Annotated in this window: 15 protein-coding genes and 1 pseudogene; 8 read left to right on the forward strand and 8 right to left on the reverse strand. The window is 37.4% G+C overall.

From position 1 onward, the window contains the following. Positions 1 to 79 precede the first annotated feature (79 nt). Complete coding sequence (locus AC3ITD_RS16955) at positions 80 to 634, forward strand: aromatic amino acid lyase (protein ID WP_489366698.1); 555 nt, start codon at positions 80 to 82, stop codon at positions 632 to 634. Next, positions 615 to 992: an aromatic amino acid lyase gene (locus AC3ITD_RS16960; protein ID WP_489361491.1), complete on the forward strand. Its 378-nt coding sequence runs from the start codon at positions 615 to 617 to the stop codon at positions 990 to 992. Before AC3ITD_RS16955 ends, AC3ITD_RS16960 begins: the two co-directional genes overlap by 20 nt. Positions 993 to 1,074: 82 nt before the next feature. On the opposite strand, the gene AC3ITD_RS16965 is transcribed toward AC3ITD_RS16960, so the two are convergent. From AC3ITD_RS16965 to AC3ITD_RS16990, 6 genes are all read right to left on the reverse strand, one after another. Further along, positions 1,075 to 2,325: an IS4 family transposase gene (locus AC3ITD_RS16965; RefSeq protein WP_489366700.1), complete on the reverse strand. Its 1,251-nt coding sequence runs from the start codon at positions 2,323 to 2,325 to the stop codon at positions 1,075 to 1,077. Positions 2,326 to 2,491: 166 nt separating this feature from the next. After that, positions 2,492 to 2,929: an ankyrin repeat domain-containing protein gene (locus AC3ITD_RS16970; RefSeq protein WP_489361493.1), complete on the reverse strand. Its 438-nt coding sequence runs from the start codon at positions 2,927 to 2,929 to the stop codon at positions 2,492 to 2,494. A 1-nt stretch (position 2,930) separates the two neighbouring features. Continuing rightward, positions 2,931 to 3,779, reverse strand: coding sequence for a hypothetical protein (locus AC3ITD_RS16975; protein WP_489361495.1), 849 nt, complete (start codon positions 3,777 to 3,779; stop codon positions 2,931 to 2,933). Between the two features lie 3 nt (positions 3,780 to 3,782). Continuing rightward, complete coding sequence (locus AC3ITD_RS16980; protein ID WP_265799735.1) at positions 3,783 to 4,157, reverse strand: GntR family transcriptional regulator; 375 nt, start codon at positions 4,155 to 4,157, stop codon at positions 3,783 to 3,785. A 17-nt stretch (positions 4,158 to 4,174) separates the two neighbouring features. Continuing rightward, the gene (locus AC3ITD_RS16985; protein ID WP_489361497.1) at positions 4,175 to 4,984 is read right to left on the reverse strand and encodes a hypothetical protein; all 810 of its coding nucleotides are present in this window, start codon (positions 4,982 to 4,984) and stop codon (positions 4,175 to 4,177) included. 3 nt (positions 4,985 to 4,987) lie between these two features. Beyond that, the gene (locus AC3ITD_RS16990; RefSeq protein WP_489361499.1) at positions 4,988 to 5,815 is read right to left on the reverse strand and encodes an ABC transporter ATP-binding protein; all 828 of its coding nucleotides are present in this window, start codon (positions 5,813 to 5,815) and stop codon (positions 4,988 to 4,990) included. Between the two features lie 168 nt (positions 5,816 to 5,983). On the opposite strand from AC3ITD_RS16990, the gene AC3ITD_RS16995 reads away from it, so the two are divergent. From AC3ITD_RS16995 to AC3ITD_RS17005, 3 genes are all read left to right on the forward strand, one after another. Beyond that, positions 5,984 to 6,379: a DoxX family protein gene (locus AC3ITD_RS16995; protein ID WP_489361501.1), complete on the forward strand. Its 396-nt coding sequence runs from the start codon at positions 5,984 to 5,986 to the stop codon at positions 6,377 to 6,379. 2 nt (positions 6,380 to 6,381) lie between these two features. After that, the gene (locus AC3ITD_RS17000; protein WP_489361503.1) at positions 6,382 to 7,371 is read left to right on the forward strand and encodes an aldo/keto reductase; all 990 of its coding nucleotides are present in this window, start codon (positions 6,382 to 6,384) and stop codon (positions 7,369 to 7,371) included. 68 nt (positions 7,372 to 7,439) lie between these two features. After that, positions 7,440 to 8,519, forward strand: a complete 1,080-nt coding sequence (locus AC3ITD_RS17005; RefSeq protein ID WP_489361505.1) for an NADH:flavin oxidoreductase/NADH oxidase — start codon at positions 7,440 to 7,442, stop codon at positions 8,517 to 8,519. A 163-nt stretch (positions 8,520 to 8,682) separates the two neighbouring features. On the opposite strand, the gene AC3ITD_RS17010 is transcribed toward AC3ITD_RS17005, so the two are convergent. Continuing rightward, complete coding sequence (locus AC3ITD_RS17010; RefSeq protein WP_489361507.1) at positions 8,683 to 11,001, reverse strand: TonB-dependent receptor; 2,319 nt, start codon at positions 10,999 to 11,001, stop codon at positions 8,683 to 8,685. A gap of 127 nt (positions 11,002 to 11,128) precedes the next feature. Continuing rightward, positions 11,129 to 11,461 (reverse strand): hypothetical protein, encoded by a 333-nt coding sequence (locus AC3ITD_RS17015; RefSeq protein WP_265799725.1) that lies wholly within the window; start codon positions 11,459 to 11,461, stop codon positions 11,129 to 11,131. A gap of 164 nt (positions 11,462 to 11,625) precedes the next feature. On the opposite strand from AC3ITD_RS17015, the pseudogene AC3ITD_RS17020 reads away from it, so the two are divergent. The 3 genes and pseudogenes from AC3ITD_RS17020 to AC3ITD_RS17030 all read left to right on the forward strand — a co-directional run bounded on the left by AC3ITD_RS17020 (position 11,626) and on the right by AC3ITD_RS17030 (position 12,749). Next, positions 11,626 to 12,095, forward strand: a pseudogene (locus AC3ITD_RS17020) (hypothetical protein). Next, positions 12,019 to 12,459, forward strand: a complete 441-nt coding sequence (locus tag AC3ITD_RS17025; RefSeq protein WP_489361509.1) for a hypothetical protein — start codon at positions 12,019 to 12,021, stop codon at positions 12,457 to 12,459. Before AC3ITD_RS17020 ends, AC3ITD_RS17025 begins: the two are co-directional and overlap by 77 nt. Further along, positions 12,453 to 12,749 (forward strand): hypothetical protein, encoded by a 297-nt coding sequence (locus tag AC3ITD_RS17030; protein WP_489361511.1) that lies wholly within the window; start codon positions 12,453 to 12,455, stop codon positions 12,747 to 12,749. Before AC3ITD_RS17025 ends, AC3ITD_RS17030 begins: the two co-directional genes overlap by 7 nt. Positions 12,750 to 12,770: the final 21 nt, after the last annotated feature.

A 12,770-nucleotide genomic window follows, 5' to 3' on the forward strand; every position in this document is an offset into this window, starting at 1 on the left:
TTGACTGAAGAAATAGCGACAAAGTCAGGAGCTAAAAACGAACGATCTTTATCAAAAACTGAATTGGTTTCCTTTATCGCTGAAACCAAAAGAAGGCCTGGCATTGATTAATGGAACTCAGTTTGTGAGCGCCTATGGTGTTCATATTTTATTGAAAACTGAACGCTTAAGCGATTGGGCAGATACAATTGCAGCGATTTCGATAGATGCGTTTGATTGCCGGATAGAGCCTTTTGATCATTTAAGTCATGAGATTAGACCTCATAAAGGGCAACAGGAAACCGCAAAGAAAATTAAAGATTTGTTAAATGGGAGTGAGTTTATCGCAAGCGAGGGAAAACAAACGCAAGATCCCTACTCTTTTAGCTGTGTACCACAGGTACATGGAGCCACCAAAGATGCAATTGCTTATGTAAAGGCGGTTTTTGAGACGGAGATTAATTTGGTAACCGATAATCCAAATGTTTTTCCAGATGAAGATCGAATTATATCGGCGGGGAATTTCCATGGCCAGCCGTTAGCTCTGAGTTTAGATTTCCTTTGTATTGCCCTAGCCGAATTGGGTTCCATTTCTGAAAGAAGGGTTTTTCCAACTTATTTCAGGTCAACGGAATTTGCCTCACATTTTAATTGAAGATGCTGGATTGAACTCCGGTTTAATGATTGCCCAGTATACCGCAGCATCCATTGCAAGCGAAAACAAACAACTTTGTACACCTTCTTCTGTAGATAGTATTGTGAGCAGCAATGGCCAGGAAGACCATGTAAGCATGGGCGCAAATGGTGCTACAAAATGTTATCGGGTGGCAAAAAACCTCGAAAATATTTTGGCTATTGAATTGCTTAGAACCGCCCAGGCGTTGGATTTACGTAAGCCATTAAAATCATCAAAGGCGATAGAAAATATGGTTTCAGCGTACAGGAAAGTGGTTAGCTTTACTAATGCCGACCGGATTCTAGCTGATGATATCAAGAATACAGTTCAATTTTGAATGAGAATTAGATTTCGGTTGGTGATGACACCAATGCTATTAACTTAAGCTATTTATATGTCTGATGCGTTCTGTTTTTTCTTTATTTAAATGTTATTCTAGGAAAGCTTCTGTCCGGTTTTATAGGTATTTTAGATGATGCTATTAGCTTAATAAGAGATTGAATTATATCTTCCGGGTGTTCTGTATTTAGTATTTGAATAATTGCTTTTCTGACAAACCTATAAGCATTTTGCCAATTGTATTTATATTTTAGTTTTCGTTTCTTGTTCTTATCGATTTTCTGCTGTGCCTGGATACCAAATAATGCAACCAGATTCATCATGAATACATGGGCTTCAAACTCCTGGAATATTCCATCGGGTTTCCGAGTACCAAACTGTTCTAATTTCATCTTTGGTTTTAATTTCTTAAAACCTTCTTCTACTGGCCATCTCTGCCCATAAAGAGCTTTCATATTCACTGTGCATACATCATTCATGTCTAATAAAGAGGATACGAGAATTTCGATCTCCCCAGTATTTAACTCGATTTTGGTAACCCTGACCGTAATTGTTTTAGTATCTAACCCATGCTTTAAGCAGGATTCCATTTCTTTTGGACTGGGGTGCCACTCTGTTATAAAATCATTTTCGCACTCCTGAACTATCCGTTTTGCAAAACAGGACTGCGCACTGCTTATACGAATACAGAAATCCTGTTTGAGTGTGCAAAGTTTTTTGAAAATATGAAAATATCCGAATCCCCGGTCTAAAATAACTACGGATTTACGGGATGGTAGTTCTTCAAGGCATGCATTAAAAAGTGTTTTCTCTACGTTCTCCATCTTTGATATCCTTTTGGAAAGAATTGCGCCACTAAAAACATCATAAAACATAAAAATCTGTGCCAGGCAACTCTTTATACTTTCACCTTTTTGTGAATATATTCCAAAAAAATCTTTTATCTGTCGGGAAGGTGGTAGCCCAACTGTAGAGCCATCACCGGCAATCAATTGATATCCCCTCCAAAGTTGTGATGGATGATATTTGTGATGATCTGCCAGTATCTCGTTGAGATCCTTGAAAAAAGAAAGGGATATTTTATATCGAGCCTTAGAAAAGGCTGCTCCTGTAACCACTTTTGATGATATACTGGGCAAAATTGTAAAAATGTTGTACTCTACAGATTCTTTAAAAAGATTCAATATTGTAGAAACCACAACTGGAAAGCTTAAACTTCGCTTGCGCGTAAAAAAGATTGGCTCTTTAAGATATTGAGAAAAATTATTTTTATCCTGAATGAAATCAAATGTTTTTTTTAGGAGCCACTTTATGTTGCTCCCTTTTGTGATTTGAAGAAATTATACTCATCTTATTACTGTTGTTTTGATATTCAAATATAGTCATAAATATTTGAATATCAAATACTTATAACGCTAAGTTAATAGCATTGGTGAGGACACCAACCGATAGACAAAACTGAACATCAACGCATCCAAAATCAGAGGCTTTGTTGGGTTACTTAGCAAGAAAATCTATTAGTTCCTTTTTATTGTACTTGTGGGCATAATCAAGCGCTGTCTTCCCCTCGTTATTTTTCAAGTCCATTTTGGCGCCGGCATTTATTAAGAATTTAGCCGCCTCGAGCTGGCCATATTTGGCAGCATACATCAGCGGAGTTTTATCATCGCAAATTTTATCTACATCTACTTTAACTGAAATTAAATCCTGCAAAATCTTAATTGAACCAGTTCTAATACTTATGGCTAATAAGGAGTACGGCTTATCTTCTAGCAGTAAACACGAATCCAGATTAATTTTATCCTGCATAAGGGCATTTTTAAATGCCATTACATCATCGGTTCTAAATGCATTTTTTAATCCATGTGACAAACTTTGCGCATGCGATAGAATTACAGAAAACATTAGGAAAACAAATATTTTTAGTGGTTTCATTTTAATTTTTCATTAATAGTTTTAGGTTTTTAGCAGAGGCATTTAGCGCAGTCGAATCTGAAAAATCTCCATGCGCTTTGTTAACAAGCATATGGGTTAAAACAACGCTCGATTTACCTTGAGTAGTAATCGAGAGGCTATCAATTTTATACTTATTTCTGTTCGATTTATCACCCTCAATAGCAATATGAGAATCTCCCTTGATCGCAATGGTTAAAACTTTGTATGAGGTTCCGCTAGCCCTAAACTCACTGTTATCTAAATTCAGATTAAGATCATCGACGTAATTATTGCTTTGCGAAAAATTTAGCACATGATTGCCATTTACATTTAGCCTTCCAATTTTTGTGTTGGGATGGAACAACATACTCTGAAGATTATTCACATTCAAATCAAGCTGTTTAGTTTTTGCGTTGATTTCTAACTGCAAAGCTTTGGTTACTGACAGTTGTTTAATTACTGGAGCAAAAATAACCAGGCTTAAAAAATCCATCTTTTTATCTTTTGAAGCTTTGCTTGAAATTTGGAGCACACCGTTTGCATCAACAACAGTTACCAAGTTCTCGCTTTCATTTTCAGAAATCTTTAATCCATTTTGTGGACTTTCCACTAGCGTAATTTTTAAGATTGTGCTTTTCGAAGCAGTTACATTTACCTTTTCGAATGTTTTATCCAGTTTTCGAAGTTTAAAATAAGGAGTAACGGCATCAAACTTATCTAAACTTTCACTATTCTTAATTATTTTATCTTCTGGCAAATAGTTGAACTTCACATTGATCGCAATAACCAAAATGGGTACAATAATGAGCAACAATGCTAGCGCTATTAATAATTTATTACTTGTTTTCATGTTCTAATCGTTAAAATTTTGCTCAACAAATGTTTCATATTTAGCTTTCAATTCATCAAAGCCAATATTTAATAAATAGATGTTCCTGAATACCACCGGTAATTCATCATCTATAAACTGTACTTTACGATAATTTTTAACCTGATCGATTGCACCTCCATCAACAAAAAAACCGATACCTCTTTTATTATTGATTATATTTTTATTTTGAAGCAACTCATAGGTACGCATTACGGTATTTGGGTTTACTTCCATTACTACTGCAAGCTCTCTTACTGAAGGTACTTTTTCTTCGGCTTTCCATTTCCCCAGCAAAATATGTTCACAAACATAATCTGCTATTTGAAGGTATATCGCCTTATTATCTCTAAATTCCATATCTATACCTATTAAAATTAAACCTCTTTCTCTTTTAAACGAACGTAGGTAATCAGCCAAAAAATTAAAGTAAGCATTAACGTAATTAAGCAAAGGCTGAGCAATATATTTTCCTTATCACCACCTATCGTTATCTTAGACTTACCTGTAGTTAAAACATCAGCGGCTTTATAAATGAGGTACAAACCAACTGCCAGGAACAGCATTACTGATACCGCGCTTTTGATATAATGGAAACTCGTAAAATAAGCGGAACCCAATAAAAATATGCTAGTAATCAGAAATGGGAAGCCAAAAAAAGCCATGCAGTATTCCCGATATTTTGCATCGTTAAAAACTTGCGAAAAAATACTATCTACCGCTGCAACCGACGCACCTTTATTATTTAAACTTTTGAATTCGCTCAGGTGTAGATTCAGATATTTTACAAAAGCAATATCGATTAAATAATAAATGAGGATATAACTGGCGAAACTCACTACAGTAGTGTAGAAAACGCCACTCAAAAACTTTTCAAAGGTAGATGCCGGCGTCATTAGTTCTAATATGGCTCTGGATTTTTGACCCAAAATAGAGAAGTAGCTACTCGCTACAATACTGATGAAAAGGAAACCGAGCATTAAATAAATTCCGTATCTAAAACGCATATCCAAATTCCCATCGTAGTCGAAATTATTATATTCGCTGGGCGATGGAATGTAGTAAAGATAAAAACCAACAATAGCGCCAACCACCACTACCAGGCTAATAAGGTAGATTTTTCCAAAATCCAACCATTGTCTTTTGAGCAATAAGCCAAATCGATTAATATTAAATGTATTGTTCATGGCTTAATTAAATAAAGGTTTAAATTTGATCTTTTCGGCGAGAATAGCATTGAATAGCAGCTCGATATCTAATTTGCTATCTTCCTGATGATAATTTGGCATAACGGCATTGTAGCCAGATAACGATTGCTCGGCATAAATTATACTTGCATCTATTTCCTTCACCTTTTTGAAAGTTAGCTTCTCGGTAATTTCGTCTACAGATGCTTTTAAAGCAATATCATTTTCATCTAACATGATTACCGTGTCAATCAGGTTATCTAAATCCCTAACCTGGTGGGTCGAGATAATAATGCAACGATCATCGGTTAAAGCTGAAGCCATAATTTTTCTGAATTGTGCTTTCGATGGGATATCTAATCCATTTGTGGGCTCATCCATAATAACCAGCTTTGCCTGCGTAGCCAAACCGAAAGCTATAATTACTTTCTTTTTCTGTCCATAACTCATATCAATTAGCTTTTGCGAAATGGGAATATCGAATTCTTTAATCAAATTACCGAAGTAAGAATGATTAAAGTTCTTGTAAAACGGCGAATTGGCTTTGATATAAGCATCGATTTTTACGGCGGGGAGATAAAACTCTTCTGGAATGAAACAAATCTGCTCTAAAAGTGCTGGCTGTCTATCTTTAGGATTATAACCCAAAACATTGAGTGTACCACTTTGGGCATAAACCAGACCCGCCAAATTCTTAAGCAGGGTAGATTTGCCTGCCCCGTTTTTACCAAGCAAACCATAAATATGGCCCGCCGTTAGCTGCAAACTTAAATTCTTGAACAACGAATTATGCTTGCTATAACTAAAATTAAGACTATCAATTTGAATCATAACACTGTATTAGTTAAATAATACACTAATGTATGGCTTATTATTTAGATTCCAAATTATTGGGTAGATATTTTTTTTATAACCCCTTTGTAAAAACTAAGTTTAATACTCGTTGCATTAAAACTTCCTTAACATTTGGATTGTATGTTTGTGAGAAAGCATTACAAAATGGATAAAAATTGGGCATACTTACTTAGTCGTTTAGCAATTGGCTTAAGTTTTTTCGGCCACGGGTTGGTTCGGCTACCAAAGCTTACTGGTTTTAGCAATTGGATGGTTGGTCAATTTTCGAAATCATTTTTGCCCGATGCTTTACTGATTCCTTTCAGCTACATTCTACCCATTGCCGAATTTATAGCAGGTGTACTAATTATATTGGGCTTGTTTACCCGACAAGGTTTATTACTTGCAAGCTTAATTTCACTAAGCCTTATTTTCGGCACTACCCTGATCGAAAACTGGGAAGCCTTACCTTCCCAACTAATACATATCGCATTTTTGGTGGTGTTACTGGCATATTTACCATACAATACTTACGCAATAGATAAAATCATAAAAAAATAATTATGGAATACAGAAAAATAGGAAATTCAGACTTAGAACTTTCTGCCATTACATTTGGTGCCTGGGCAGCTGGTGGATGGATGTGGGGAAGTACTGATAGAAATGATGCGATTAGAGCAATAAATGCGGGGTACGATTTGGGGGTAACCTCAATAGATACCGCACCCATTTACGGACAGGGTGAAAGTGAAGAGATTGTAGGCGAAGCAGTGAAAGAAATCTCCAGAGATAAAATTCAGCTGGTTACCAAGTTTGGCATGCGCTGGGACCTGGAAAAAGGCAAGTTAGCCATGCAATCAAAAAATAACGATGGCAAGAACATCGATATTTATAAGTATGCCGGAAAAGAAAGTGTAATTTATGAGTGTGAACAATCTTTGAAAAGGCTGGGAACCGATTACATCGATTTATACCAAATCCATTGGGCAGATGAAACTACTCCAATCAGCGAAACTTTTGAAGCCGTTAGCAGATTAATTGAACAGGGGAAAGTGCGTTATGCTGGTGTTTGTAATTACAATGTGGAACAACTGAAAGAGGCAGATCAAACGCTGGAAATTATTTCCAACCAAATTCCTTTTAGTATGGTAAACCGTGGCGTTGAAGTAGAAACGATTCCTTATTGTATAGAAAATAACAAATCTATTTTGGCTTATAGCCCGATGGAAAGAGGTTTGCTCACAGGCAAAATGACTTCTGATTATAAATTTGAAGAAGGTGATCATCGCAAGGGAAACAAATTCTTCACTCCAGAAAGTATTCAAAAAACAAATGCATTTTTGGCAAAAATTAAGCCTTTGGCTGATGAAAAAAATGCAACCTTGTCTCAACTGGTTTTACGTTGGACAATCGAAAGACCTGGGATTACGATTGCCTTGGCTGGTGCTAGAAATGAGAAACAATCTGTTCAAAATGCAGAGGCTATCAATGTAAAATTGAGTACTGAAGAAATTCAATTCATCAATAACGAACTGCAAAACGCAGGTTTTTAAATACAAAGCCTGCACAAAAAAATGGAATTAAAATGATTTCATTTGTCTGCGGTAAAATCTAAATAATCATGTCAAAATTATTCTCTGCTTTCACTTTAAAGGATGTAACCTTAAAAAATAGAATTGTAATATCGCCAATGTGCCAATACTCTGCCGTGGATGGCTTTGCCAACGATTGGCATTTGGTACATTTAGGGAGCCGTGCTGTTGGTGGTGCTGGTTTAATTATCCAGGAAGCAACTGCTGTGCTTCCAGAGGGTAGAATTACCCATGCCGATTTAGGTATCTGGAAAGATGAACATCTTGAAAGACTGAAGCAGATTGTTTCATTTATCCATGCAAACGGAGCAATTGCCGGTATCCAGCTGGCACATGCAGGCAGAAAAGCAAGTTGCGAGTTGCCTTGGAATGGCGGAGAACAAATTGCCGAAGGTGAAAACAGTTGGACACCTGTCGGACCGTCTCCACTTCCATTCAAAAATGGACAAGTTATACCTCATGAATTGAGCATTTCTGAAATTCAGAATATCGTTTTTGCTTTTAGAGCTGCTGCAAAACGGGCTTTAGAAGCCGGGTATAAAGTATTGGAAATCCATGCGGCACACGGCTATCTGTTACATCAATTTTTTAGTCCGTTGAGCAACAACCGCACCGACGTTTATGGCGGCAGTTTCGAAAACCGCATTCGCCTGGTGATCGACGTAGTAGAAGCTGTGCAATCAGTATGGCCAGAAAACCTACCAATTTTTGTGCGTATTTCTGCAACAGACTGGACCGAAAATGGTTGGAATGAGCATGACTCGCTTCAATTGTCGGCAGTTTTAAAAGATAGAGGAGTTGATTTAATTGATACTTCATCTGGAGGGAACGTACCTGATGCTTTTATACCTGCAGGGCCAAATTATCAGGTTCCTTTTGCTGATAAAATCAGAAATGAAATTGGGATTTATACAGGTGCAGTCGGCATTATTGTCGACCCTCAACAGGCAGAAGATATTCTTCAGGAAGATAGAGCTGATTTGATTTTCATTGCCCGCGAATCACTTCGTGATGCTTATTTCCCAACCCATGCGGCACAGGTTTTAGGTGATGATACGGAATGGCCAAATCAATATGTAAGGGCTAAAAGAGAAACGGTTAAGAAGTAGTAACAAAGCCGTCCTTTCGGGCGGCAACCGAGAAATCTTTTGATTATAAAAAAAGGCACATCTCTCTACTCCTTTGAGCAAAGGTTGAAATCGGAAAAAAATAGCCGCAGCTTAACAAATAATCTGTGGGTCTGCGGCTATTTTAATCACAATGAACTTAAAATTATTTCGCTAAACTAAAAGGTAAATATAGTCCAAAGGTGATATTTCTACCTACATTATAAATTCCGAAGTTTGGATTTTGGTAATCTAAGCGCCCGGGTTTGTATCTGCTTAATGCATCATAATATTTCTGGTTTAGAATATTACTGGCCGACACAGATAATTTAACTGGTTGTTTCCCTAAATTGAAGGTAGCACCTAAACCGGCATTTAGCAACGTGTATCCACTGGTTGGCGTTTCGAAGACATCATCAACACGAGTTTGCTTGAAGGCCGAATTAATTCCTACCGATAAATAAGCATCATTGGTACCTTTTATCTTAGGCTCGAAACGCAATTCATTACGTAACGTTCCGGCAGGAATAAATGCCAATGGCTTACTTAATGAAGTATTCTGGGCATGCACATAACCAAAAGTATTTTCGAAATGAATAAAAGGAACCGGATGAATGGTTAAAGTTGCTTCTGCACCATAAAGGTTTGCATTCACCTGGCCATAGCGGTACACCGGATAATCATCACCTTCAGCATTGATGATCTCGCCATTATTCGATGCATAAATAAAATTATGAACATAGTTATTATAAACGCTGGCACTTGCACTCACAATTTTCCCTTCATATTCCAAAGCCGCATCCACCTGGTAACTGCGTTCCGGACTTAAAGCTGAGTTACCAATTTCATACCTGAAAGTTCCCTCATGCACTCCATTCGAGGCCAACTCTGCAGGGTTTGGAGCACGAAATGCAGAACCAGCATTTGCTTTAAAATTCCATTCCTCGTTAAATTGATGGGTGAAGCCTAAAGCACCACTTACATTAGAAAACTTGTTTTGGAATGGGGCAAAAATTTCTTCGCCATCCTTAAACAACTGCTTACCATTATTTTTACGAAAATCGTAACGGGCACCAATGCTAAAAGTGTTGTTGTCCCAATTCTTCTTGGCAAATGCGAAAACACCTATTCCGTAGGTATTGTAATCTGGAATTAAAAACTCATCATCAGCTTTATTCAAGCTCTTGCCAGCATCTGCACTTAGGCCAAAAACTGGTTGCCATCCGTTTGTTTCATGTAAATAATATTTTAAATCGCCGGTAAACGTTTTTAAATCGAAAAACAATGCTGGCTCCGGACCATCTTCCAACTCTCTGCGTTGATTTTGTTGATAACCAAAATCAGCCTTCAGATTGCCGTTTCCAAGAATAAAGTTATTGTTTAAAGCAATTTTAAAGTGACGAATATCCTGCCGGGGATAATCCAATTCGCGGTTTTTGAAATCGGAATTGATGAAAGCTTCGCCGTCTTCTGTAACAAAGTTTCCGTTATCATCTAGCGAAGGCTCATAAAAGCCAATGTTATTGCGGAAACTCGAAACGTTTAAGTGCGTATATCCCCAGCTTTTGTTTAATCCAATCATCCCGCTTAAATCCGTTTCATTAAAGCCAGAATTTGGAAAATATCCGGTAGGAGTTTTAAATGAATAGGCATTTTTGTACGTTCCCCGGGCCCTCCAAACGAAACCGTTTTCATTACCATTAAGCATTAATGAATTAGCTGTTAAACCGTTGTTGGTAGAATAATTGGTAATTAATTCGCCATTAATTTGTCCTTCTGGAGCTGTACTTGGCTCTAAAATATTAATCACGCCGCCTAATGCATCAGACCCATACATGAGCGAAGCCGCACCACGTAGGATCTCAATTCTGTCGGATTTAAACTGATCAATTTCAATACCGTGCTCATCTCCCCATTGTTGTCCTTGCTGCTTTATTCCATCATCTAAAGTTACAATACGGTTATAACCCAAACCACGAATCAAAGGTTTCGAAATCGACGGCCCAGTAGTGATTTGTGAAACTCCAGGCACTCTTGTTAATGCATCAATGAGGTTGGTAGATGGTGCCAAAAGCTGGTCTTTTCCCACCACTGCCGATGAGGCACTATTACGTTTGCTTGTGCTGCTGATGATGCTACCTGTAATTACAATTTCTTTTGTTTCAATCGCAGTAGGTTGCAGAGCGAATTCTAAAATTGGTGCATTGGCAAAATTTACAATTTTTGTTGCTGTTTTGTAACCAATGTAATGTACCTCCACTAAATAACTCCCCTTGTTAGGCAGATTGTTAAGCATAAACTCACCATCATTGTTGGTGATAGCAGTAACTTTTAAATCGGGAATGTAAATGGTTGCGCCGGGTAAAGTTTGGTTGTTACTGGCATCAATAACTTTACCTTTAATATCTTTTAAAGCAAGTGCAAAAGCTGTATTGCTCAACAAAGTATATAGAATTACTAAGCCTATAAGCTGTAATCTTTTCATATTTTTTTTATAATAAAACGGAATGAGTCAAAAAGGCTGAATCAGCACTAATACAGCGCATAATTTGCTTTATTTGACGAAAAAACAATTGATTAATCCATTTGATGGATTCAAAATTTTGGAAAGATTATGCCAAAGGAGGCCCACGCAAATCGGTACTGAGCAGCGCTACATAGGAGTTTGTCAAAATTGGCTGAGTAGAACTCAACAATTTTGCTGAAAGAAATATTCTGTAAATGTGGTGTGTTTGAACGTAATCCTTTTCAAAGCTGGCATTACAAATCAAACAAGTATCGCCATGAGATTGAACATGGCTAACATGGTGACAATTAATTTCCTTTTTGGGAATAGGTATTTCCTGATGGTGGTGTAAAACACTCCAAGGGGTTAGGGCAATAGCAAAAACCATCAGCATAAATGCCGATAAATACTCTCTAACGCTTTGCCTATGCTTTTTCAATTTCCCAAAAGTAGCAAATGTTGTTCAATTCTATATCTTTGGAAAGTAACATTACTTTTATCTATGAGCCAGAAAATAACCGATGGTTTAAACTTAAGCCAGAAACAAACTCCAAACGGAACCGAATTAAGTTGTAAGGATGGATTAAGGAAGCAGCATTACGTATGCTTTTAAATAATCTTGATCCTGATGTTGCAGAGCGGCCAGAATATTAATTGTTTACGGCGGAAGAGGAAAAGCAGCAAGAAATAAGGAATCGCTTAGCGTGATTATAAAAGCATTGCGTGATATGGAAAATGATGAGACATTGCTAATCTAATCTGGAAAACCGGTTGCCATTTTACCCACTCATGCCGATGCACATCGTGTTTTAATTTCTAATTCTCAACTCGTACCCAAATGGGCAACACAAAAGCATCTTGATGAACTGGAAGATAAAAATTTGATGATGTACGGCCAAATGACGGCAGGTTCGGGGATTTACATTGCTCGCAAGGCATTGTGCAAGGCACTTATGAAACCTATTCTGACTTGGCAAAAAACACTTTGGCAACAGCTTGAAGGGGAAATTAAATGTTACCGCTGGCTTAGGTGGCATGGGTGGCGCCCAACCCTTGGCCATTACCATGAATGAAGGTGTTTGTTTAGCAGCCGAAGTTGAAGAATGGCGTATTAAAAAGCGTTTAGAAACACGTTACACTGATAAAATAAGTTACAATATTGATGAAGCAATTGATAAAGCATTAGTTTATAAAAAAGAAAACAAAGCGATTTCCATCGGCGTGGTTTGTAATGCGGTGGAATTATTACAGCGATTAATCGATAGAGATATTGTTCCGGATACTTTAACTGATCAAACATCCGCTCACGATCCTCTAACTGGTTATTTCCCGGAAGAATTAACCATTGCCGAAGCCGCAGATTTAAGGAAAAATGATCCCAATGAATATGTAAAACAATCTTATGCTACCATGGCGAAGCATGTTAACAGATGCTGAAATTACAAAAACGTGGTGCGATTACTTTCGATTACGGCAATAATTTACGCGGTAGAGCATTGGAAGTTGGCGTAGAAAATGCTTTCGTTTTTCCAGGCTTTGTTCCTGCCTACATCCTTCCACTTTTCTGCGAAGGTAAAAGTCCATTTAGGTGGGCTGCTTTAAGTGGTGATCTGCAAGATATTTACGAAACCGGTCAATTGATATATAATTATTCCCAGAAAATGAAAGTTTACATCGCTGGATTAAAATGGCGCAAGAGCGGATTGCTTTTCAAGGACCAGTTCTAAATGCATTGATTAATACTGCTG

It is taken from the genome of Pedobacter sp. KH_004 (genome assembly GCF_057840755.1).

Bases quoted from the DNA above. Each gene is read 5' to 3' on its own strand.
- AC3ITD_RS16970 (WP_489361493.1), bottom strand. From the start codon at position 2,929: ATGAAACCACTAAAAATATTTGTTTTCCTAATGTTTTCTGTAATTCTA.
- AC3ITD_RS16975 (WP_489361495.1), bottom strand. From the start codon at position 3,779: ATGAAAACAAGTAATAAATTATTAATAGCGCTAGCATTGTTGCTCATT.
- AC3ITD_RS16980 (WP_265799735.1), bottom strand. From the start codon at position 4,157: ATGGAATTTAGAGATAATAAGGCGATATACCTTCAAATAGCAGATTAT.
- AC3ITD_RS16985 (WP_489361497.1), bottom strand. From the start codon at position 4,984: ATGAACAATACATTTAATATTAATCGATTTGGCTTATTGCTCAAAAGA.
- AC3ITD_RS16990 (WP_489361499.1), bottom strand. From the start codon at position 5,815: ATGATTCAAATTGATAGTCTTAATTTTAGTTATAGCAAGCATAATTCG.
- AC3ITD_RS16995 (WP_489361501.1), top strand. From the start codon at position 5,984: ATGGATAAAAATTGGGCATACTTACTTAGTCGTTTAGCAATTGGCTTA.
- AC3ITD_RS17000 (WP_489361503.1), top strand. From the start codon at position 6,382: ATGGAATACAGAAAAATAGGAAATTCAGACTTAGAACTTTCTGCCATT.
- AC3ITD_RS17005 (WP_489361505.1), top strand. From the start codon at position 7,440: ATGTCAAAATTATTCTCTGCTTTCACTTTAAAGGATGTAACCTTAAAA.
- AC3ITD_RS17010 (WP_489361507.1), bottom strand. From the start codon at position 11,001: ATGAAAAGATTACAGCTTATAGGCTTAGTAATTCTATATACTTTGTTG.
- AC3ITD_RS17030 (WP_489361511.1), top strand. From the start codon at position 12,453: ATGCTGAAATTACAAAAACGTGGTGCGATTACTTTCGATTACGGCAAT.